Genomic DNA, 22,145 nt, shown 5'->3' on the forward strand with positions numbered 1-22,145 from the left:
GAACAGGAGGAGAAATGATGTTTTCTAATAAAAAAATATCTTCTAAAGTATCTTCTATTATTGCAATAGCTTTATTTTTTCAATTGCTTATGCTGCCGGGTGGTTTTGCGGCTGAGGCTGGAGGAGATGAACAGACCGCAGCTTCTGCAGCAGATCTTCAATATGTTATCAGTGATTTTGAAACGGGTGATGATGATTGGGAGTATAGCTTTGGCGAGCAGCCGAATATACAAGGAGCCTTTGAAATCGTTGAGCTTGAAGATGAGTATACCGGCGGGCATGCAGGGAAGCTGAGCGCTGATTTTTCGCAAAGCAGTAAAGATAAAGCTGCATATACGGCAATGCGCAAAGACTTTGAAGCGCTGGAGCTGGGGAAATATGCCTTTTGGGTAAAAACAGCGGAGCTGAAAGCTGTGCGTATCCGCACAACTGACGCAACAGGTCAAGTATTCCAGCAGAAGATTAACTTGCAGGATTCAGCTGAGTGGCAGCAGGTTGTTGTAGATCCGATAACCTCAAGCCAGTATTGGGGCGGAGCGGCTAACGGCAAATGGAATGCGCCCGCGAAGAAAATTGCGATCATGATAGACCGCAACGATATAAAGGACGGGAAGCTTACTGCAAGCATGCTAGTTGATAGAATTACGGCCGACCTAAATATCCCGGATTTAGCAATCAAACAATCTGTAATGGGCAATATTTATTTGGATAATGAGCTGGTAGCTTTTAATGTTTCTACCAGGTTTTCGGAAGTGATCTGGCAGGTTTATAATTTGAACGGTGAGCTGGTTCGTGACGGAATCGCACAAATTGCAAGCGACGGCCGTGGGATCGTTCAATTGCCAGGTTTGCAGCTTGGCTACTATACCCTGGAACTGTCTGCACAGTCAGCAGATGGAACGCCAGTTCGGCTTAAGACTCCTTTTGCTTTGCTGTCCGATTATGATTGGGTTGCCGTTGAGGATTCGCCATTCGGCATTGCTGCGCATTTGCATAGAGAATCGTTTGGGTGGAGCGGCGAGCTGGCCCGATTAATCAGGTACGCGGGAGCGAAAACGGCGCGCGGCGGTTATGAATGGTCCATCGAAAAGTCACTGGGGCAATATACGTTTACGCCTCAGCCTGAAAGATTTATGTCTTTTGTGCAGGCAGAAGGCTTGAAGAGCATGTTTGTAAGCGGATACAATCATCCGCTTTATGATAATAATATGACGCCATATACAGATGCGGGACGTGAGGGCTTTGCTAATTATGTAAATGCTTATATTGAGCATTTTAAAGATCAACTGGTCGGTGTGCAGGTATACAACGAATTTAACGGCGGCTTTGGCAAAAGAGGCAATAGTCCGGCAGATTCCAAACCGGAATATTACTATAAGCTGCTGAAAAAGACTTATGAAACAGTAAAGGAAAATCATTCTGACTTTATTGTCAGCGGAATGGTTAGTGCGGGTATCGATCTGGAGTGGATAGAGGAAGTGTTAAAGCTTGGCGGCATGAATTATCTCGACAATATTGCTGTTCATCCTTACCGTTATGGACGCGCTGTAGTAAAGGACCGTGCGCCGGAAGGGATGGCTGTGGAGCTGGAGCAATTAAAACAGCTGATTCGTGAATATAATGATGGCGAGCTGAAGCCGATCTGGATTTCAGAATTTGGATGGCCGACGCATCAGGCAGCTATAGGGGTAGATGAGAAGACGCAGGCTGATTTTCTAGTGCGGGCTTATGTCATCGCCTTGTCGCAAGGTGTTGAACAAATCGTATGGTATAACTTGATGAACGATGGTCTGCAAGCTGATTATAACGAGCATAATTTCGGACTGGTCCGTTTTAAAGATGATCCGCTTGGCGCTCATACTCCTAAACCATCGTATGTAGCGTATGCTGCAATGACAAGAGAGCTGACTAATGCTGCATTTATTGAAGAGGAAAGCTATGGAGGCGATATAAAAAGCTTTCTGTTTGAACGGGACGGCGAGGAGCTGAGAGCAGTTTGGGCCGTGGAAGATACAAATGCTGTTATCCTTACGGATGAACCGCTTCAAATAACCGATATAACCGGCCATACAGAACAGTTCGTGCCGTATAACGGCAAAATTTATTTGACGCTAAATGGCGAGCTGCTCTATTTAAAAGGAAATCTGGACAGCATCACAAGCGATAATACGTTCACTGTAATAGGTGAAGAAAGCTTTATCGGGGATGAAACAGGCTTCACCGTTCAGCTGAATAATGAAGACTTTGACGGTGAGCTTAAGGTTGCATTGGCGGTGGAGGGCAACAGCTATACCATTGCAGCTGTAAAAGGAAATAGCTCCTCGGAACGCATCACGGTATCACCGGCACGTGATACTGCTTTCCGTTCGTCTGTTATTTCGATTAAAAACGGTGAACAAACGATAGGCCGCTTGCGTCATTCATTTAATGCTTTTGAGGCAAGCGATGTGAAAGTGAAGCCGATACTTTCATTTAATGAAGATGGCAGCTTTAATCAATCTCTGGAACTTGAGATTGTAAACTTTGGCAAGGTCAAGTCTTTATTAGCGGCAGCTGTATCTTGGTCACTGGGCGATAAGTCCGGCAGACAGCAATTGAATGGGCAAATTATGCCGGGGGAGAAGCGCCGGTTCAATATTCCATTAGAGGCAGTTCCGATGGGAACTGATTTGCCTGCTGATGTTCAAGTCGATTTCGAATCCGGCTTGCCATTTCAATTTAATGGGAATCTAAGCTTTAATCCGATAATGCGAGGTGACGGTACAGTCGGGAAAGAAGATGGCGAAGGTGAAGATCAGTTACTGCCAACAATTGATTTGGCAAAAGGGAAAAAGATATTACAATCGGGCCATAGCGGCAGTATTGATGTTACTGGCCATATATGGCTGCAGTATGATTCAGAATATTTTTATTTGCTGGCCGACGTAGAAGATGATATTCACGCTGTTCCTGCAAGCGGGGCGGATATTTGGAATAATGACAGTATTCAATTTGCGATAGTACCGGGAGTTCCGGGCGAGAGTAAGGGGTGGTACGAGTTTGGCATTGCAGATACGCCGGATGGCACGCATGTGCACCGTTGGAGTAATCTGATCGGAAAAGTGTCGGAGCCTGTACAGTCTGCTAAAGCTGAAGTGATACGGGACGAGGAACAGAAACGTACGATTTACAAGCTTGCGCTGCCGTGGCAGGAGCTGGAGCCGATCAAGCCTGAGCGAGGCGAGGTTATTAGCTTTTCCTTGCTAGTAAATGACAATGATGGGAACGGACGGCACGGATGGGTAGAGTGGGCCTCTGGCATCGGAGCCGAGAAGCGGGCTTCCTTGTTCCGCTCGATGCAGTGGATTCATACTGAAAGTCAGCCTCAGGCACATGATGCTGCTTTTAAAACAAGCACAGACAAGGCATTGACAGGAAGTCTGGTCGCCGAGCATGCAGAAGGAACGGTGATAAGCTATGAGCTTGTAAGAGACGGGGAACTGGGTACAGCACAGTTGAACGAGCAGGATGGAATATTCCTCTATACCCCGAACAAAGGGGTAAGTGGAGAGGACAGCTTTACATTCCGTGTTCACGATGGCTTCGGCTATTCCAATATTGCTGTTGTCACAATAGAAATTGAAAAAAATGCTGTGGTATTGCCGGGAAATACGTATACTCCAGGCGAGTATAAATCAACGAATGGAAAGCTTGAGCTGCCAGCCGGTGCTGCGGGCAGACTATCATTTCAAGATCAAATTGAGCTAATCTTTCCAGCAGGTACTGCTGATCAGCCGCTTATATTTACGATAATGGAGCTTGACGGGCATATAGCGGAGCTGCCAAAGCAAACCATCACAACGCTTGGGAAAATTTATGAGCTTGCTCAAAATAAGGATACAGAGCTTAAGCATCCGGTTCAAGTGAGTGTAAAAGCTGATCTGGAGCAATTGGGACAGGATGAAAAAGCGGTGCTGTATGCTTATGATGCTCAATCCGGGAAGTGGAAAGCGTTGGATACGGAAGTAAAAGCGGACAGGCTAATTGCCCAATTGCATGAACTAACGGCTATTGTGGCGTTAATCGTTCCTGCTGATGGCAGCACAGATGGAACAGAGGAGAGCGAAGGCTCGAAAACCGTACAATTTACGGATATTGCCGGACATTGGGCTGCCGCAGCCATTCAAGAAGCGGCTCAAAAAGGGCTGATTAATGGGCTGCCGGACGGATCGTTCAAGCCGAACCGGGAAGTGACCCGAACTGAATTTGCCGTTATGCTGGTCCGCGCTTTGCAGCTTCCTGGCGAGACAGACGGCAAGGTATTTGCTGACGATAGTTTGATTCCAGGCTGGGCGAAACAGCAGGTGTACATGGCAGCCCGCTTCGGATTGCTCCAAGGTTACAGCGATGGTTCGTTTGCCGGACAAAGGCCGATTACACGCGCAGAGCTGGCTGTAATGACAGATAGAGCGCTGAAGCTTATTGCGGGAGTACGGACAGATAAGTCAGACGCAGCTGCTGGATACTTTGCTGATGCGGATGCTATTCCGTTTTGGGCTGAGGCAGCGGTGAAAACAGTCCGGGATGCAGGCTTGCTTCAAGGACGCGGTGACAATCGCTTTGCCCCAGGCGAAAAGACGACTCGGGCTGAGGCGGCAGTATTGTTACTTAGACTGCTAAAGCAATAACCGAATACGAAACCATGCTCTGGTGAGAGAGGAGAGAAGCGTATGCTTGCTAAAACCGAGTTTACAGACCAAAAGACAGGGTTGACTGTACAAGTTCTGGGTAAGCCAGGCGTTGATACAAGCCATCAATATTTTACGGCGATGAGTTGGATGAGTGACAGCCGGCATATGTTGCTTTGCACCCAGATCGATGAAGAAAAAAAAGGGAAGTATATCAAGACAGATATTATGGATGGAAGAACAGAGGTTATCGCAGAGCGTCTGGATTGGGGACGCGGGCTTGTATCGCAACAGGATGTTTTTTATTATTACGATGGACCATTAATTTATGAATTTAATTTGATCACATGTCAAACCCGTACAGTATGTACCCTTAATCCAGATGAAACGGTATATGGGCCTCTTTCCATTACGAATGACGGGAAAAAGATGGGGATTTATTGGCGTAAAGGAAACGACTGGACGATTGGCACTCTTGATATAACAAACGGGCTGGTGGAGAAAGCGGCCAGCCCAGGCTTTGCCGAGCCTTATCCTATAGCTAATCATGCGATGATTAATCCTGCTTATCCTCATTTAATATTCTTTTCGCATGAAGGACAGACAGAATATATTGCCGACCGGATTTATATCATCGATACAGACAGCGGCATAATTAAAAATGCTTACCATCAGAAAAAACTCGAAGGTGGAGAGTTGGTTGAATTTGTCGGGCATGAGATGTGGTCTGCGGACGGAGATTATTTATATTTTGTTAAATACCCGCAAAGTCCTTTAAAACCTACTGGTGTGCACCGGATAGATAAACAGAGTAGTGAAGCGTCGCTAATTAACGGCGACTATAACTACTGGCATGTATCGTTAAGTCCAGACGGGAAATGGGCGGTTGCGGATACAATTGAGCAGGAGGCAATCAGCAAGATTGTACTGATCCATTTGGAAAAACGATCTTCAAGGATGCTTTGTGAGCTGCCTATATGGTACCAGCACCCGGGCCATCCACACCCTTCCTTCAGTCCGGACAGCCGCAAGATCAGCTTTACTTTTGCGGATGAGCAGGCAAATCTGCAGGTAGGCATAATCGATTTAGACGAATGTGCTCTGTAATAAATAGAAAGTGCCCCAAAAGATCTTAGCTGATCTTTTGGGGTTTCTTTCGATAAGCTAATGTTGTTTTCTTCCAAATTTATGTTATATTCTATAATTGAGTAAAGATTTTAGTTGAGCTGAGACGAGACAGGAAGAGCCGAGCTAGAGCCGAGTTGCGGATTTTAATGCATGTAATCCAATATTCTCCTTACAACTCCACATCCCCTGTTCTCCTCTATGAAAATGGAGGTTTCTAAGATGAACAGTATTTTATCCCGATTTACGTATGATTCTGAGCAGCAGCATTACGAATCACAAGCAGGCATTCTAATTTCACGTACGACGAAGCCTTTAGATTACAAAACGGCAACCAATTCTATTTTGGAACAATTGAATCACGCCAAAGGTGCGCTGTTTTCCAGCTCCTACGAATATCCCGGCAGATATTCCCGCTGGGACATCGGTTTTGTTAATCCGCCAATTCAAATACGTTCCGTCGGTTACCATTTTTATGTAGAGGCACTTGATGAGCGAGGCGAAATATTGCTCCCAATGCTTTATGAGCAACTGGCTAGGCTGGAAATAATCGAAGTAAGTATACTGTTGTCTACTTGCCTGGAAGGACGCATCCTTCAATCGGCTGACGTTTTTAGCGAAGAAGAAAGAACGGCGCAGCCTTCTATTTTTCATGTCATGCGTTCCTTGAAGCATTTATTTTATTGTTCGGAAGATTCCTTTCTGGGTCTTTATGGCGCATTTGGCTACGATTTAGTGTTTCAGCTTGAATCCATTGCATTTAAACAGGAGCGACATGCTGACTCATCGGATATGGTATTATTTATTCCCGATCAATTAGTAATCGTTGACCATCAGATGTCACTCGCATATCAGCTTTCTTATGATTTCGAAAAAGATGGAAAATCGACTGTCGCTATTCCGCGCATGAGGACCTCTATCCAAACAAATGAGGTTAATGCATCAGCTCCTTTCCAATATAGTTATCAAGCAGGTTACTATGCTGATTTAGTAAGAAAAGCGATGGAGCAGTTTAAAGCAGGCAATCTGTTTGAGGTCGTTCCTTCACAAACGCTGTACGAAATATGTAAAGACTCTGCTGTTGCCATTTTTAAAAGATTAAAAAAGCTAAATCCAAGCCCTTATGGCTTTATTGTTAATTTAGGCGACGAAATTCTCGTAGGTTCATCGCCAGAAATGTATGTCAGAGTAGAAGGAGGCCGGATTGAAACCTGCCCCATCTCAGGCACGATACCTAGAGGCAGCAATGCCATCGAGGATGCGGAGCGTATCGTGGCGCTTTTGAATTCCGCGAAGGATGAAGCGGAGTTGACGATGTGTACGGATGTCGATCGTAACGATAAATCGCGTATATGCATTCCTGGTTCTGTAAATGTCATTGGCAGAAGACAATTGGAAATGTATTCGCATCTTATTCATACCGTCGATCATGTAGAAGGTTGTCTCGAACCGCAATTTGATGCGCTTGATGCGTTTATGACCCATATGTGGGCGGTTACGATAACTGGAGCCCCCAAGCGAGCAGCGATCCAGTGGATTGAAAATCATGAAAGTGCCGCGCGGGGCTGGTATGGTGGTGCTGTCGGGATGTACGGCTTTGATGGAAATCTGAACACGGGACTAACATTGCGTACGATCAAAATAAAAAATGGCATTGCCGAAATCAAAGTTGGAGCTACCCTTCATATTGATTCGGACCCAGAGGCAGAGGAACAGGAAACGCTGACCAAAGCGGCAGCATTGTTAAGAGCGATACGCGGCTGGGAAGAGCAAGACAGGAGTACAGCATCTCATTTAAAGAAAAACGGCAAAGGGAAACGTATTTTATTCGTCGATCATGAGGATTCTTTCGTTCATACATTAGGCAACTATTTTAAGCAAACCGGCGCTGAAGTTGTAACCTATCGAGCAGCAGCGGCAAGAGAGCAAATTCGTACAGCGAACTATGATCTTGTCGTTTTATCACCGGGCCCTGGAAAGCCGGAGCAATTTGCTTTGGAGGAGACGATCGCGCTTTGCCTGGAGTATAAACTTCCGATGTTTGGAGTTTGTCTCGGTTTGCAGGGTATCGTTGAGTATTTCGGAGGGCAATTAAGTACATTAAGCTATCCGCAGCATGGCAAACGAGCAAATGTTCGTATTGTCGATGATTGCTATTTATGGAACGGGCTCCAAAAAGAAATTACCGTCTCTCGCTATCATTCTTTATATGCCAGCCTCGTCCCAGAATGCCTCAGTGTTACAGCTGTTTCGGAAGATAACGTCGTGATGGCGATTCGTCATAAGTCACTGCCAATAACAGCCGTGCAATTTCATCCAGAATCCATTCTGTCATCAAGCCAGGATGTTGGCATCACGATTATCCGAAACGTAGTTGAAGCTTTGCAGTAAGCGGTCATCATCAATTAAAAAGAGTGATAGAGTGCGTGTACACCTGCAGTGGTAGTGGTATCCGCCTCTAACACTCTTTTTTGTGTTGCGCACAGTTTTTAATATTTCAACGAATAAATGCTCGCGGATCGACCAACCTATTGAACATGAAACAATTTAGAATAGGAGTGTGAGACCCATTATTGCAAAAGCAAAAGCCGTACTTATAATTGCTGCTATTGTTTTGGCTGTATCAGGCTGTCAAAGTCAGAAGCCAATCCATAAAGAGCAAGATATTATGCATGTTAAATCCACAAACAATGAAAAGAAAAAGGTTATCTTTGTGCTTGTAGATTCTCTTATGCCGCAAGCTGTTGAAAACGGGGTTAAGCAAAACCAACTGCCTACGTTTAAATTTTTAATGGAGAAAGGGCAGTATCATAACAAGATGGTCAGTTCTTATCCAACAATGTCTGTAACGATCGACAGCTCCTTGTTAACAGGATCGTACCCAGATGCTCATCATGTGCCTGGTTTAGTTTGGTATTCGGAACAAGAAAAACGAATTGTAAGCTATGGTACGGGGCCGATGGAAATAATGAGACAAGGCGTACATACCGTTTTAGCTGATGCGTTAATTCGTTTGAACGGCGAGCACTTAAATAAAAAGCTGCCAACGTTGTATGAAGAGCTGGCTAGGCGTGGATTGAAATCTGGCAGTATAAATGGTCTAGTGTACCGGGGCAATACGAAGCACCGATTAAAGATTCCTGTGTGGCTGCAAGGCTCTGCCGCATTACCCGCAGAGATTGAAGTTAACGGGCCGGATTACTTATCTATGGGGACGCTATCCAATCCACTTGATGATTTGAAAGAGATGCCAGGAAGTATATTCAGCCGTATCGGTTTAAATAATCAGTTTGCCATAGACACGGCAGCTTATTTGATTCAAGCTGACAAGCTGCCTGATTTTTTGTATATTTACTTGCCTGATCTGGATCAAAAAATACACAGGAGCGGGCCTTCAGATCAGGAGGCTGTTTTAGCTGGCGTTAAGAAAGTAGATCAACAGCTGCAGCAATTGCTGCAAAGCTTTGGTTCGCTTGAGAAAGCACTGGCTGAGGCGATTATTATCGTAGCTGGCGACAGCGGGATGACCCCGATCCATGCGAAGGATGCTAATCCTGTCATTGATTTGCCAGCTCTATTGCATGAATACCAAGTATACCCTCATGGCGATGAGATTACGGATCATACCGATATTGTGCTTGCGGTAAATGAGACGATGGCTTATGTGTATAAGCTTAAGGAGAATATGTCTATGGAGGATTTAGCGAAAAAAATAAGCCAGGATCCTCGTATCGACTTCATTTCGTGGAAAGAAAAAGACTATGTGCATGTCATTCGCAGCGATTCGGATAAGAAGCTGTTGTTTAAGCCGAATGGGAATTTGATTGATCAATATAACCAGAAATGGACGATTGAACAAGCGGGTGAAGTGTTGGATCTTAAAATCGACCCAAAAAATAGAAATATTAGCTATGGAAAGTACCCGGATGCACTGCGCCGATTGTATGGCGCGCTTTACTCACATGAGGGGCAGTTCATGATCGTTGGCGCAAAGCCGGGCTATGAGCTTGCTGATCGTGACTCGCCTACGCATAAAGACGGAGGCGGTCACGGAAGTCTGGGAGAAGAAGAATCAATCGTTCCATTACTAATAAGCGGAACTGATAAGAAACCGAAATATAATCGAATGATTGATTTGAAGGATTATTTGCTGGAGCTTCTTGTGAAGCCGTTATAGCTTGAATGCTTTTTTGTATAAAGGATAGAGCCACTTCACGCCGTTAGGAGTCAAGGTATCTGCCAATAGATGAGATAAGTACCCAAGCATAGCGATGCGCATAATACCGGGAATATCAAGATACAATTCCAGACCATAACCGATCCAAGTCCAAGCGATTACTGCCCAAATTGTATGTGTAAAACCTCGATGCTTAAACCAAGGCGCTATTACAACGAAAGCACCAAAACCGATAAGCCACGGCAAATGCATCGTAATGCCGGCGTAGACGATAATCGTACCGATTATTGAAACGAGCAGGTTGCGGATAAGGCCTTGTGAAGATATCAGGCCGATTAAAATAATGGATACGGCATACAAAATGTAAGTCGTGTTAAAAAAGTCTTTTTGCCAATACAGATAGGCCAGCCATGCCAAGTAAAACCATCCAACAATATTAAGCAGTCTATGTATAAATTTGGATAGGGGACCCAGCTTTGCATTAAGCAGGCTGGCTCCGTCCAAATCCGCGCTTAAAGCGGAAAGTGAAGCAACAACTATATAAGCGGTAGCATTGGTAATCGTAAATGGATAATAAAAGGCTGCAGCTGTGCCGATCATCATTCCGATAGTAAGATGTGTAGTGCCTTTCATTAGTCCTCCTGAAAAGTATGTAAAATAACGGCGCTAGAACATTTGTTCCTATACAAATTATAGCTTAATTCTGCAGTTAAAACAATAGACCAAGCTATCGATATAGCCATCAATCAGACGGAAACAAATGAGGGCAAAATAATTTATTTAATGTCATTAGTTAACATAATAAAAATGTTGTAAATATCCACTTGTCGAAATTGAAAAAGCTGCATACAGTTGAAACGAATACTAAAGTATGGTAAAATACAACCAATTCAAAGATTGGAGTTGAAAAGTATAATGGAGAATTTTCTTGCTTAATAAACAGCGATTGTTTTCGCATAGTTTATTTTGTATGCAAGAAAATTATTCTAACTTTTCACGCAATCAATATTTCCTCATCTAACCCAGACTGGGCTTAGATTTGCTGTATTTATTTGAGCTGCGAGAAGGATAATTTTCTTGCAGCTCTTTATTTTTATTACAGCAGGAGGGATGTTTAATGTCATTAATTAGTGTGGATAAACTAACATTTGCTTATGATGGCAGCTACGATAATATATTTGAAGATGTAAGCTTTCAGATTGATTCGGCGTGGAAATTAGGCTTTATGGGGCGTAATGGACGGGGGAAAACTACGTTTCTTCAGCTGCTGCTCGGAAAATACGAATACAGTGGTCATATTTCTGCGCAGGTTCATTTTGATTATTTCCCGTTTGAGGTCGTTAACAAACAAATTAATACCGTTGATATCATTGAAGAGATTTACCCTGATTATATTTATTGGCAGCTCATTCGTGAGTTTAATCTGCTTCAAGTATCTGAGGATGTGCTGTATCGGCCTTTTGATACTCTATCTAACGGAGAGCAAACAAAGGTGCTGTTGGCAGCCTTATTTTTGAAAGAAAACAATTTTCTTCTAATCGACGAGCCGACCAATCATCTTGATATGGATGCCAGAAAGCTCGTCAGCGAATATTTGAATTCGAAGAGTGGATTTATACTTGTATCTCATGACAGGGCTTTTGTAGACAACTGCGTGGATCATATCCTCTCCATTAATAGAACGAATATCGACGTTCAAAGAGGAAATTTCTCTGACTGGTGGGAAAATAAACAAAGACAAGATCACTATGAGCTTGCTGAGAATGACAAGCTTAAAAAGGATATTAAACGATTGTCAGAGGCTGCAAAACGCACGAATGATTGGTCGCATGAGGTGGAAAAAACTAAAAATAATACTAGAAATTCGGGATCTAAGGTAGATAAGGGATATATTGGCCATAAAGCTGCGAAAATGATGAAACGGTCTAAGTCGATGGAGCAAAGACAGCAGACTGCTATGGAGGAAAAGTCCAAGCTGCTCAAAAACATTGAAAGCTCGGATAATCTGAAAATTGCACAGCTTTCTTTTCATAAAAATAAACTGGTTGAACTTGAACGTATTTCTGTATTTTATGGTGATCGGACGGTTTGCCAGGATGTTAGCTTTACGATCGAGCCAGGAGAGAGAATTGCGCTTTCAGGCATTAACGGCTCCGGTAAATCAAGTATTATAAAGCTTATTTGCGGAGAAGCGGATATAAATTACACGGGCACCTTTAGAAAAGGAAGCGGGCTTATCATATCTTATGTTTCACAAGACACCTCGCATTTGCAAGGGGATTTATCCCAGTTCGCCAAAAACAATGACATTGACGAAAGTCTGTTCAAGTCGATTCTGAGAAAGCTCGATTTTGCGAGAGTGCAATTTGAAAAGGATATTTCATCCTTTAGCGGCGGTCAAAAGAAAAAAGTGCTGCTAGCGAAAAGTCTTTGTGAGAAAGCACATCTGCATATATGGGATGAGCCGTTGAATTTTATCGATGTTATTTCACGCATGCAATTAGAAGAGCTGCTGCTCGAACACAAACCGACTATTTTATTCGTAGAGCATGACAGCCAGTTTTGTGAACAAATCGCAACGAAAATTGTCAAGCTGTAAGGCATAATGAGAGAGCATCTGTGAATCGCAGATGCTTTCTCATTTTTTGAGCAAGATAAGCTTTTGTTTAGAAAATGCATGCTGCACTTATTAACGCAGATAACCAAAAGTGGTATAATTATGAAGTAGAAGGGGGTATGACGGTGTCAAAAAACGGTGAAACGATTAATTGTATAGATGATGTCCTTACCATGCTTGATTCCCTATTGAAGGAACAATCTAAATTTAATTGGGACGCTTTTTATTCTGAAAGAGAGAGACCGGTTCCCTTTTTTGTAAATGCGCCAGATGAAAACTTAGTTCATTATTTTAAAAACAATCTCCTTTCTTCAGCTGGTAAGATTTTAGAACTTGGCTGCGGCCCTGGTAGAAACGCAATATATTTTGCCAAGCAAGGATTCGAGGTTGATGCAGTAGATTTATCTAAAGAAGCGCTGCAATGGGGAAGCGAGAGAGCAAAAGAACAAAACGTTTGTATTCATTTTATGTACAAAAACATTTTTGAACTTGAAATCATTGATTCAGATTATGATGTAATATACGATTCTGGCTGTTTTCATCATATCGCACCGCATCGAAGAATAGATTATGTTTCATTAATTCAGCGGGCTTTAAAACCGGGCGGTTACTTTGGGCTTACTTGCTTTGTTGAAAACGGCCCTCTAGGCGGTTCTGATATTTCTGATTGGGAAGTGTATCGTCAACGCAGCTTGAAAGGCGGGCTTGGATATACCCCTGAGAAATTAGAGACGATATTTAAAGACCTCCAAGTGATTGAAATTCGAAAGATGAAAGATATAGAACAACCAAATGAGTGTTTTGGCTCTTCCGGATTGTGGACAGCTTTGTTTCAAAAGAAGAACGTAAATCGCAATATGTAAAAATTAAAAGCTGGAACAGAGCGGGAAAGCAGTTTTATATGGAAGCAGAAGGATTTCTCGCTCGCTGCATTCAGCATGAACTGGACCACTTAGACGGCATATTATATATTGACCATGTAAAAGATGAGCTTATTCATGAAGTAACAGGAAGAAAAATAAGCGTGCTTGAAGCGATTAAGCTGGCAAATAGCGGATCTTAAGTTAAAGAATTATATTGAACTTGAATCATCTGAATATTTGAAGGAGCGGGTATTCATGAATAATAAAAAGGATTTTAATTTCAGGGGTTCTATAGCGGGTTTTTGGGGAAATGTAGAAAGTAAGGCTAGTTATAAATTTTTATTTGTTTTATTAATGGGGCTATATGGTGCGAGTATAGGCACATTAAATGCATTACTGATACTGTATGGGTATGAACTGAAATGGATTCTCACCATAATTGGTTTTGGATTTAGTCTTGGTGTGGTATTAAGTCCTCTCCAGTATAGACACTATAAAAAGAAGTATCGAAAATATCTTGAAAATGAACAATTTTTACAATCGAAGAACACTTCTAGTTTTATTGATAAGCTTAATAAATAAGACATGGAAACCACTCACTCAGTGGTTTTTTTTTGAAGATAAAAGAAGGGTATAAGTTTTTTATAACTATATATCTGTTCTTATATTTCATTGGTAAACGCGCCTGTCCAAAGGATGGCAAAGTCGTTTATCCTTGTGTCGCGTTTACTATTGCTGGATAGCTTCACATTTCGGAAGGAGTTGGTGCCAGATTAAGGTATAAAAATTGGAAAATGAGGGGAGTTTAAATTTTATTAATGGTATAGGGGAAGGGCTGAATAAATTGGATTTTTTAGAGAGTAAAGAAACATTGACAACAATTGAATGGATTCTAAGAGGTGTTGTTAGCTTTGTTTTTTTGCTTCTTGTAACTAAAATAATGGGACAACGGTCCATATCTCAATTAAGGCTACTCGATTTTATTATTGCTATGACCCTTGGAAACATAATAGCTCACCCGCTTTCAGATGAACAATTAGGATTAAAAGGATCAATGATTACAACTATTGTTTTAATTGTTTTGTATATTGCAGCAACATGGTTAAGTCTTAAATGGCCATTTTTCAAACATTATCTTGATCCATCACCGATCACACTTGTTAAAAATGGGGTTATTCAGTTTCAAAACCTTTCGAAAGCGAGAATTTCTATTGAATTTTTATTTTCAGAAATAAGAAAAGAAAAAGTAGAGGATATACAAAAAGTATCCCTTGCCATTTGGGAACCAGGCGGAACTATATCGGTTTTTACAGATACTCAATACCAGCCGGTTACTCCGGCAGATTTGAAACTAGCGACTCAACCGTTTGTGCTATCAAGGCCGATCATTATAGATGGGAAAGTCGATTTGTCAGTTCTCCAAGAGCTCGGAAAAGATCTTTTATGGCTGAATACAAAAATAGAACCTGCAAAAATGAAAATCCGTGATGTGATATTAGCAACTGTCAATGATAATGAAAACGTAAAGGTGTATTCCGGGCTGGAAAAAGAGAAGGTCAAAAACTCAAAATAAAAATTCGTGAAATTGATAAATAGTTTAATTTAAGTTGTACGTAAGAGGTCTTAACAGCAAAAGCCCGCATAGATAAGCTGCAGGCTTTTTGTCATTAAGGGTTGAGATTCAATGAATAACGCAAAGATACGGTAGCACGGGACTCATCATAGAAAGAGATACTAAACCGGAGAATCATAGCCCGGCTAGGATCTTTAGCCATGCTCTCTTCCATAATTTTCACAGTACGTGGTTTGTTAGGGTTGTTCTTATATCTTTCTATACTATCTGATAAAAGTGCTAACACTAGTTGCGGTTCCAGTGAAATACTCCATTCCTCCCTATAGCCATAGCCGTCTGGGAAAGACTCGTCGGATGGCAAAGCTGTCAATTCACCCACCCGTCTGAAACCTTCGATCATGTCGGGATCTCCATGCTGTTTGATCAATTCGTCTAGCCACATTTTACTTAAATCAAAGGCATCCTGGTGATTGTCGAAGGAATAATCAGAACCCAACAGCAATTCATTGTGAAAAAGAAGCAGCAGGTATGGAGACCGGCCATGAACTTGTACAGGCTGCTGCAAAAGATAACTCTTCGAGTTTGAGTCGTCTGGGTCCAATTTTTTAATGACAGCTTTATCGTCGGCGTTAAGGGATAAAGAAGCAAACACCTCTTGTTTAGTTGATCCAAATAACGAGTAAATATCTGTAAAGCTGCCGGCATTTTTACCTGGAGCGGATTGTTTTTGACAAGAAACGAGTGTGCCTCCAGTTATAATAAAGATGATCAGGATACATGAAATCCATGCTGCTGATTTTTTAGGCTGATGATGAAATATCGCCTTGAATCTTTCCTTAATCATAGGCTCACCTCTTAGAAAAGAAGTAGTTAAAGAAGAGCTTTGTTTAAAGTCATTTTTCATAAAGTGGAGAATTGTATTGGCATAGAGCTGCCTAGTGTGTACATCGGAATGTTGGATAACGCGGCTGTCGCAAATTTTCTCGAGATCATCATAAGCTAAACGCTGCATCCAATGAATGAATGGATTAAACCAGTGCAAGGCGGAAACCCATAGCATGAGTGCCATAAACCATAAATCTTTTCTTTTTGCATGGATCAATTCATGCTGAAAGACGAGTTCAAGCTGTTCATCTGTCAAATCAGTATCAGGCAGCAGGATGGAAATACGTAAATAACCAATAAGCATTGGACTGCTGGCCATCGAACAGCTATATAAGTCAATACGTTGTTTTAACCCCAGGCTGAATTTCACTTTTTCCAGTATGGCATGCTCTCTAGGACCTACTGGCCGCTTGTGGAGCATTAAACTGCGCATGATTCTCCTATATTTAAGCATGTTCCAAGTGAAATAACCTATTGCTCCCAGCAGCCAAATCCAAGCAATGATTGTTGATACATTCAGGTTGGGTTTGGAATTCGTTTTCGTTGCGATAGAGCTTGTATATGAGCTTGCTTCTGATTCGTGATTCGATGTTGTTGGTATTTCCGGGTTTGATAAAATAGTATTGGGATCAGAAACATTGGCTGACAGGGAGGGTCGATCTAGAGTGAGGCTAGGCGGCGCCGTAATGTGAATCGCTTGAGGTAGTTGAAGATCTATCGGCAGAGCCAGTCGTACAGCTAGAATAATCCATATAAAATAACGCCATTGCGGACGATATCTTTGACCGCTAAGTTTTCCGGCCAGCGCCGCCAAAATAATGGTGATGGAAGCAAAGAAGGAAAGCTCCAATATGACTGCAAACCAGGCTTTAATCATGCTGTTTACCTGCATGTTTGATAATTTCCGTCAATTCATCAAGCGACTCTTTGCTCAGCTTTTTGCCGCCAGTCAGCGAGGCAAACAAGCTTTTGAATGAGCTGTGATGAAACCTGCGGAAGAAGCTTTCTGTTTCCTGCTTTGTATACAGCTCTTGATTAATTAATGGAAAGTAAAGCTTAAATCTGCCTTCATTGCTGAAATCAATAAAGCCGCGCTGCTGCAGGCGGGAGAGCAAAGACTGCAAGGTAGAAATATTCCAGTCTTTTTCCTGTTCTTCATGAAGCTTAGTTAAAATCGTTGACGTTTTGATAGGGTGCTCGGACTGCCAAATGACTTGCATAACAATATATTCAGCTTCTGGCAGCCGCTCTAACGATTTGTCCATAGAAAATCCCTCCAGGATTCGTCATGTGATTACTCCAATACATCCGTACATATTTCCATTAGCGTTAATAAGTGGTTGTAAGTTCAGTGTAGCATGCGAAAGATTCTTTGTCTACAAATGTAGATGAAAATGCAAGAGATGAGCTGTAAGATGTAAACATGATATGTAACATAATTGAAGACGGAAACGTTATAATTAATGATTAAGCAGCAAAAAATGATCCTGGTTCGAGGTGATGAATGATGAATAAAATCATTAGCGCTTATATTATCGCAATTTTATTACTTGTCGGGTGCACTGCCAGTGAACAACGAAACTTAGATAAACAGCAATGGAATTTAGAGGAGCGGGAAAATCAGAAACTAGATGTGGTAGCCGAAAACCTTGAAGTTCCATGGTCATTAGAAAAACTGGAAAATACGTTCTATTTGACAGAAAGACAAGGGGCGATTGTAAAAATAAAAGACGGGGAGATAGTGAAGCAAAGCGTTAACCTCCTGAAGGACATTTCAACAGCATCGGAAGCGGGGTTATTAGGATTCGTTCTAGCTCCTGACTTTTCGAAATCGAATAAAGGATATGCTTATTATACTTACGAGGACAGTTCTGGCCAGTTTAACAGGATTGTTACACTACGTCTGGAAGATAGCGTATGGAAGGAAGAAAGCTTGCTTTTAGATAAAATTCCGAGCGGATCCTGGCATCATGGCGGAAGGCTTAAAATTGGGCCTGACAAAAAACTATATGCAACAACCGGCGATGCATATGAACCGGATATCGCCCAAGAAACCGCTTCTTTAGGTGGGAAGGTTTTAAGAATCAATCTTGATGGATCGGTACCCGAAGATAATCCTTTTCCCAATTCCTATGTATATAGTTACGGACATCGAAATCCTCAAGGAATTGCCTGGTTGCCTGACGGAACACTGTATGCAAGTGAACACGGCAGCCGTGCAAACGATGAAATCAATAAAATTGAAGCCGGTAAAAATTACGGTTGGCCGATAATTGAAGGCTATGAGGAAAAAGAAGGCTTAGTTTCACCATTATTTACTTCTGGAAACAAAACTACGTGGGCACCATCGGGAATGGATATTTATAAAGGCAAATTGTATGTTGCTGCGTTGAGCGGATCTGCCGTTTTAGAATTTGATCTGGAATCGAAAAAAATCCGAGAAGTTATTTCCGGACTTGGCAGAATTCGAGATATTCTGATTGAAGATAACTTTCTTTATTTCATTAGTAATAATAAAGACGGACGCGGCACTCCACAGGGGAATGACGATAAGCTGTACAAAATTGCACTTTCAGAGCTGGATTGAAAAAATGACTTGATAAGACAAAAATAATGAGATATAATTATCTCGAATTCGAGATATTCGATAAAGGGAATGATTAAAATGAACGAGAATAGTCTAGAGCAAATCGACGAAGAATTGTCATTGAAGTTATTTATTGTTTTAACTCGAGCATTAGAATCAATAAAAAAACGTGTGGAAGAAGATATTAAGAGCATGGGATTAAACCCGACTGAATTTGCTGTTTTAGAATTGATATACAGTAAAGGGGAGCAGCCCATACAAAAAATTGGTGAAAAAGTATTGATTGCCAGCAGCAGTATTACTTATGTAGTAGATAAATTAGAGAAAAAAGATTTTTTGAAGAGAAAACCTTGTCCACAAGATCGTCGAATTACTTATGCTGCAATTACTCCAGCTGGAACTGATTTTATGAATGAAGTTTTCCCTAATCATAAAATGAAAATAAATGAGATATGTGCTGGGCTAGATGCTGAGGAGAAAAAGCTAATGATTCAACAATTGAAAAAGATAGGATACTATGCAGAGAAAATGTAAATTTTTTTAAGCATTTATCTCGAATTCGTAATATATAAATTCATATTAATTAATTTTAAAATAATAACTTTTTGTAGCGGAGGTTTAGAAACTATGGCAGATTTTATGGATTTGATAAAAGAAAGACGGTCTGCAAGTAATTTTTTACCTGGAAATCCTATTACGCAACAAGAACTAAATGATATTTTCGGATTGGTAAAGCTAGCCCCTTCAGCATTTAATTTGCAGCATGCCAATTATGTAGCTGTATTGGATGCAAACGTAAAAGAAAGATTACAAAAGGCAGCCTATGGACAATATAAAGTAAAAAGTTCTTCGGCTGTAATCATTGTCTTAGGAGATAAAAAAGCATTTCATCAAGCCCCTAAAATTTACGAAGGTTTAAAATTATTAGAGATTATGAATAAGCAAGAATACGATCATATGGTCAATGACACCCTTGCATTTTATGAAACAAGGGGAGAGGAATTTCAAAGAGATGAAGCGATCAGGAATGCTTCGTTATCTGCCATGTTTTTTATGCTCGCTGCTAAAGAAAAGGGCTGGGATACTTGTCCAATGATCGGATTTGATCCTCAAGCTGTGAAGGGAATATTAAATGTCAGTGAACAGTACGAGGTCGTAATGATGATTACGCTAGGCAAAGAAAAAGTCGCAAGCAGAAAACCGCGTGGTTATCGTAAACCGGTTGGCGAATTTGTCACTTTTGTTTAAACGATACTCTTTAGCTTTAACTATAAATTGGAGGGAATAGAAATGACTAAAAAAACTATGGGCATACATCACATTACTGCTATCGTAGGGCATCCGCAAGAAAATGTAGACTTTTACGCAGGGGTGCTTGGCTTGCGTTTAGTGAAACAAACCGTAAATTTTGATGATCCTAATACTTATCATCTATACTTTGGCGATAAAGGCGGCAAACCAGGAACAATCATAACATTTTTCCCATGGGCAGGAGCTCGTCAAGGAAAGATTGGCGACGGTCAAGTAGGTGTTACAGGTTATGCCGTTCCTAAGGATGCGTTGAAATTTTGGGAACAAAGATTAGAGAAGTTTAACATCACCTTTACCAAACAAGAACGCTTTAATGAGCAGTACTTACAGTTTGAAGATCCGCATGGGCTTCGATTGGAAATTGTTGAACGAGAAGAAGGGGAAATCAACGCGTGGACGATCGGAGGGATAACACCAGAAGTAGCGATTAAAGGCTTCGCCGGCGCAACTTTATTTTCCGCACAGCCAAATCAAACAGCTGAGTTGTTAGAAAAGGTAATGGGACTTGAGCTCGTTGGTAGAGAGGGCGATTTCATTCGTTTCCGTTCTAGAGCTAATATTGGAAATATTATCGATCTTAAAGCTGCTTCAACTGAAAGAGGTCAGATGGGGGTTGGGACCGTTCATCATATCGCATGGAGAGCAATTGACGACAAAGATCAGTTGGAATGGCAGAAATATGTTTCAATGAATGGGTATGGGGTAACACCTGTTCAGGACCGAAACTATTTCAATGCGATTTACTTTAGAGAATATGGAGAAATATTATTTGAAATTGCTACAGATCCTCCTGGATTTGCTCATGACGAATCACAGGAAACAATGGGAGAAAAGCTTATGCTGCCCGCGCAGTATGAGAAATATAGAGAGCAGCTTGAACGCAGTTTGATACCAATTCAAGTCCGAGAATTAGAATAATGTCCAATAAATAACTTGTCATTCATATTAATCAAACAGAAGCGCGTGATTGGAGGGAGATCAGAAATGAAACATATATTCAAAAAAGGAAAAAATCCAAATAAGCCCATACTTCTTCTGCTTCACGGTACTGGCGGCAATGAGTTTGACTTATTGCCTCTCGCAGAACAAATTGATAGGGAAGCATCACTATTAAGTGTTAGGGGAAATGTTTTAGAAAATGGGATGCCACGCTTCTTTAAAAGGCTTGCCGAAGGAGTGTTCGATGAAGAAGATCTTATTTTACGGACGAAGGAATTAAACGAATTTCTTGATGAAGCATCCGTAAAGTATGATTTTGACCGAAATCAGATTGTTGCGGTTGGCTACTCAAATGGGGCAAATATTGCGGCAAGTTTATTATTTCACTATCAAGACGCATTGAAAGGTGCTATTCTTCATCATCCGATGGTTCCAAAAAGGGGAGTAGAGCTTCCAGATTTATCAGGAAAATTTGTGTTTATAGCAGCCGGAACAAACGATCCGATTTGTTCATCATCAGAGTCCTTAGAGCTTCAAGAGTTGCTGGAAAAGGCGAATGCACAAGTTGAACTTCATTGGGAAAATAGAGGTCATCAATTGACGGCTTCGGAAGTTGAAGCAGCTGGTAAATGGTATTCGACTCGATAAGATTGCAAAATAATTTTTCAAAATAATCTTATAGTAATAATTGAATGGGAATAAGGGGAAATTTAATATGGGCTTTTTGAGCAAACTATTTGGTAAATCAAACATTAAAGGAGATGTTAAAGAAATGTCTAACGTTAAATTAGCAGTAGTATTTTACAGTATGGGTGGAACAAATTATCAGTTGTCCAAATGGGCGGCAGAAGGAGCAAAAGAAGCGGGAGCTGAAGTGAAAATATTGAAAGTGCAGGAACTAGCACCTGCTTCTGTCATTGAAGGGAATGAAGCTTGGAAAGGAACTGTCGAAGCTACAAAAGATATTCCAGTAGCAACATCAGCAGATATTGAATGGGCAGATGCGATTATATTCAGTGTTCCAACACGTTTTGGTAATATGCCGTCTCAAATGAAACAGTTTCTAGACACTCAAGGAGGTCTATGGGCACAAGGTAAAACAGTAAATAAAGTAGTAAGTGCAATGACATCTGCTCAAAATCCACATGGTGGCCAAGAAGCTACCTTGTTATCCTTATATACTTCGATGATGCACTGGGGTGCTATCATTGCTACTCCAGGTTATACAAACCCTGTAATCTTTGGCGCAGGCGGAAATCCATATGGAACAAGCGTAACCGTTGGTCAAGACGGAAAAATGATTGAAGATGTTCAAGCAGCGGTAAAACACCAAGCCCAGCGCACAGTTACAGTTGCGGAATGGGTAAAGAAGGGTAACCAATAACTTTAATATTTAATATG

Annotated in this window: 18 protein-coding genes; 15 read left to right on the forward strand and 3 right to left on the reverse strand. The window is 41.5% G+C overall.

Annotated features, from left to right (window positions below; translation table 11 throughout):
* Nucleotides 1-14: 14 nt before the first annotated feature.
* From ACRRU2_RS18705 to ACRRU2_RS18720, 4 genes are all read left to right on the forward strand, one after another.
* A complete protein-coding gene (locus tag ACRRU2_RS18705) occupies nt 15-4,667 on the forward strand; it encodes an S-layer homology domain-containing protein (RefSeq protein ID WP_432503991.1) in 4,653 nt (1,550 codons plus the stop codon).
* Nucleotides 4,668-4,709: 42 nt separating this feature from the next.
* Nucleotides 4,710-5,774 carry a TolB family protein gene (locus tag ACRRU2_RS18710; protein WP_331698109.1) on the forward strand — a complete coding sequence of 355 codons (1,065 nt, stop codon included), beginning with the start codon at nt 4,710-4,712 and terminating at the stop codon, nt 5,772-5,774.
* A 240-nt stretch (nt 5,775-6,014) separates the two neighbouring features.
* Nucleotides 6,015-8,183, forward strand: a complete 2,169-nt coding sequence (locus ACRRU2_RS18715; RefSeq protein WP_432503993.1) for an anthranilate synthase component I — start codon at nt 6,015-6,017, stop codon at nt 8,181-8,183.
* Nucleotides 8,184-8,352: 169 nt separating this feature from the next.
* Nucleotides 8,353-9,969, forward strand: coding sequence for an alkaline phosphatase family protein (locus tag ACRRU2_RS18720; RefSeq protein ID WP_432503996.1), 1,617 nt, complete (start codon nt 8,353-8,355; stop codon nt 9,967-9,969).
* Here ACRRU2_RS18720 and ACRRU2_RS18725 read toward each other — a convergent pair.
* Nucleotides 9,964-10,602 (reverse strand): metal-dependent hydrolase, encoded by a 639-nt coding sequence (locus ACRRU2_RS18725; RefSeq protein WP_331698106.1) that lies wholly within the window; start codon nt 10,600-10,602, stop codon nt 9,964-9,966. The genes ACRRU2_RS18720 and ACRRU2_RS18725 overlap by 6 nt on opposite strands.
* Nucleotides 10,603-11,086: 484 nt before the next feature.
* On the opposite strand from ACRRU2_RS18725, the gene ACRRU2_RS18730 reads away from it, so the two are divergent.
* The 5 genes from ACRRU2_RS18730 to ACRRU2_RS18750 all read left to right on the forward strand — a co-directional run bounded on the left by ACRRU2_RS18730 (nt 11,087) and on the right by ACRRU2_RS18750 (nt 15,022).
* Nucleotides 11,087-12,568 (forward strand): Lsa family ABC-F type ribosomal protection protein, encoded by a 1,482-nt coding sequence (locus tag ACRRU2_RS18730; RefSeq protein WP_331698105.1) that lies wholly within the window; start codon nt 11,087-11,089, stop codon nt 12,566-12,568.
* A 191-nt stretch (nt 12,569-12,759) separates the two neighbouring features.
* Nucleotides 12,760-13,449 (forward strand): class I SAM-dependent methyltransferase, encoded by a 690-nt coding sequence (locus ACRRU2_RS18735; RefSeq protein WP_432504033.1) that lies wholly within the window; start codon nt 12,760-12,762, stop codon nt 13,447-13,449.
* Nucleotides 13,450-13,487: 38 nt separating this feature from the next.
* On the forward strand, nt 13,488-13,649 hold the full coding sequence (locus tag ACRRU2_RS18740) for a peptide deformylase (RefSeq protein ID WP_432503998.1): 162 nt from the start codon (nt 13,488-13,490) through the stop codon (nt 13,647-13,649).
* A 55-nt stretch (nt 13,650-13,704) separates the two neighbouring features.
* A complete protein-coding gene (locus ACRRU2_RS18745) occupies nt 13,705-14,031 on the forward strand; it encodes a hypothetical protein (protein ID WP_432504000.1) in 327 nt (108 codons plus the stop codon).
* Between the two features lie 262 nt (nt 14,032-14,293).
* Nucleotides 14,294-15,022 (forward strand): DUF421 domain-containing protein, encoded by a 729-nt coding sequence (locus ACRRU2_RS18750; protein ID WP_432504035.1) that lies wholly within the window; start codon nt 14,294-14,296, stop codon nt 15,020-15,022.
* Between the two features lie 94 nt (nt 15,023-15,116).
* On the opposite strand, the gene ACRRU2_RS18755 is transcribed toward ACRRU2_RS18750, so the two are convergent.
* Together ACRRU2_RS18755 and ACRRU2_RS18760 are read right to left on the reverse strand one after the other, a co-directional pair.
* Nucleotides 15,117-16,784: a M56 family metallopeptidase gene (locus ACRRU2_RS18755; protein WP_432504002.1), complete on the reverse strand. Its 1,668-nt coding sequence runs from the start codon at nt 16,782-16,784 to the stop codon at nt 15,117-15,119.
* Complete coding sequence (locus ACRRU2_RS18760) at nt 16,777-17,172, reverse strand: BlaI/MecI/CopY family transcriptional regulator (protein WP_432504004.1); 396 nt, start codon at nt 17,170-17,172, stop codon at nt 16,777-16,779. The genes ACRRU2_RS18755 and ACRRU2_RS18760 overlap by 8 nt, the downstream gene beginning before the upstream one ends.
* 242 nt (nt 17,173-17,414) lie before the next feature.
* On the opposite strand from ACRRU2_RS18760, the gene ACRRU2_RS18765 reads away from it, so the two are divergent.
* The 6 genes from ACRRU2_RS18765 to wrbA all read left to right on the forward strand — a co-directional run bounded on the left by ACRRU2_RS18765 (nt 17,415) and on the right by wrbA (nt 22,128).
* The gene (locus ACRRU2_RS18765) at nt 17,415-18,494 is read left to right on the forward strand and encodes a PQQ-dependent sugar dehydrogenase (protein ID WP_432504037.1); all 1,080 of its coding nucleotides are present in this window, start codon (nt 17,415-17,417) and stop codon (nt 18,492-18,494) included.
* Nucleotides 18,495-18,572: 78 nt separating this feature from the next.
* Nucleotides 18,573-19,028 carry a MarR family winged helix-turn-helix transcriptional regulator gene (locus ACRRU2_RS18770; protein WP_432504006.1) on the forward strand — a complete coding sequence of 152 codons (456 nt, stop codon included), beginning with the start codon at nt 18,573-18,575 and terminating at the stop codon, nt 19,026-19,028.
* A 93-nt stretch (nt 19,029-19,121) separates the two neighbouring features.
* Complete coding sequence (locus ACRRU2_RS18775; RefSeq protein ID WP_432504008.1) at nt 19,122-19,742, forward strand: nitroreductase family protein; 621 nt, start codon at nt 19,122-19,124, stop codon at nt 19,740-19,742.
* A 42-nt stretch (nt 19,743-19,784) separates the two neighbouring features.
* A complete protein-coding gene (locus tag ACRRU2_RS18780) occupies nt 19,785-20,723 on the forward strand; it encodes a ring-cleaving dioxygenase (RefSeq protein WP_432504010.1) in 939 nt (312 codons plus the stop codon).
* 66 nt (nt 20,724-20,789) lie between these two features.
* The gene (locus tag ACRRU2_RS18785; RefSeq protein WP_331698095.1) at nt 20,790-21,392 is read left to right on the forward strand and encodes an alpha/beta hydrolase; all 603 of its coding nucleotides are present in this window, start codon (nt 20,790-20,792) and stop codon (nt 21,390-21,392) included.
* Between the two features lie 124 nt (nt 21,393-21,516).
* Nucleotides 21,517-22,128, forward strand: a complete 612-nt coding sequence (wrbA, locus tag ACRRU2_RS18790) for an NAD(P)H:quinone oxidoreductase (protein ID WP_331698342.1) — start codon at nt 21,517-21,519, stop codon at nt 22,126-22,128.
* Nucleotides 22,129-22,145: the final 17 nt, after the last annotated feature.

Source organism: Paenibacillus sp. GXUN7292 (assembly GCF_050864975.1).
Lineage (GTDB): Bacteria > Bacillota > Bacilli > Paenibacillales > Paenibacillaceae > Pristimantibacillus.

What these genes read in the sequence shown, in the direction of transcription:
- ACRRU2_RS18785 (WP_331698095.1), top strand. Translation starts at nt 20,790, where the DNA reads ATGAAACATATATTCAAAAAAGGAAAAAATCCAAATAAGCCCATACTT.
- ACRRU2_RS18765 (WP_432504037.1), top strand. Translation starts at nt 17,415, where the DNA reads ATGAATAAAATCATTAGCGCTTATATTATCGCAATTTTATTACTTGTC.
- ACRRU2_RS18715 (WP_432503993.1), top strand. Translation starts at nt 6,015, where the DNA reads ATGAACAGTATTTTATCCCGATTTACGTATGATTCTGAGCAGCAGCAT.
- ACRRU2_RS18760 (WP_432504004.1), bottom strand. Translation starts at nt 17,172, where the DNA reads ATGGACAAATCGTTAGAGCGGCTGCCAGAAGCTGAATATATTGTTATG.
- ACRRU2_RS18755 (WP_432504002.1), bottom strand. Translation starts at nt 16,784, where the DNA reads ATGATTAAAGCCTGGTTTGCAGTCATATTGGAGCTTTCCTTCTTTGCT.
- ACRRU2_RS18740 (WP_432503998.1), top strand. Translation starts at nt 13,488, where the DNA reads ATGGAAGCAGAAGGATTTCTCGCTCGCTGCATTCAGCATGAACTGGAC.
- ACRRU2_RS18725 (WP_331698106.1), bottom strand. Translation starts at nt 10,602, where the DNA reads ATGAAAGGCACTACACATCTTACTATCGGAATGATGATCGGCACAGCT.
- ACRRU2_RS18710 (WP_331698109.1), top strand. Translation starts at nt 4,710, where the DNA reads ATGCTTGCTAAAACCGAGTTTACAGACCAAAAGACAGGGTTGACTGTA.
- ACRRU2_RS18730 (WP_331698105.1), top strand. Translation starts at nt 11,087, where the DNA reads ATGTCATTAATTAGTGTGGATAAACTAACATTTGCTTATGATGGCAGC.
- ACRRU2_RS18780 (WP_432504010.1), top strand. Translation starts at nt 19,785, where the DNA reads ATGACTAAAAAAACTATGGGCATACATCACATTACTGCTATCGTAGGG.
- ACRRU2_RS18775 (WP_432504008.1), top strand. Translation starts at nt 19,122, where the DNA reads ATGGCAGATTTTATGGATTTGATAAAAGAAAGACGGTCTGCAAGTAAT.
- wrbA (WP_331698342.1), top strand. Translation starts at nt 21,517, where the DNA reads ATGTCTAACGTTAAATTAGCAGTAGTATTTTACAGTATGGGTGGAACA.
- ACRRU2_RS18735 (WP_432504033.1), top strand. Translation starts at nt 12,760, where the DNA reads ATGCTTGATTCCCTATTGAAGGAACAATCTAAATTTAATTGGGACGCT.
- ACRRU2_RS18705 (WP_432503991.1), top strand. Translation starts at nt 15, where the DNA reads ATGATGTTTTCTAATAAAAAAATATCTTCTAAAGTATCTTCTATTATT.
- ACRRU2_RS18770 (WP_432504006.1), top strand. Translation starts at nt 18,573, where the DNA reads ATGAACGAGAATAGTCTAGAGCAAATCGACGAAGAATTGTCATTGAAG.
- ACRRU2_RS18745 (WP_432504000.1), top strand. Translation starts at nt 13,705, where the DNA reads ATGAATAATAAAAAGGATTTTAATTTCAGGGGTTCTATAGCGGGTTTT.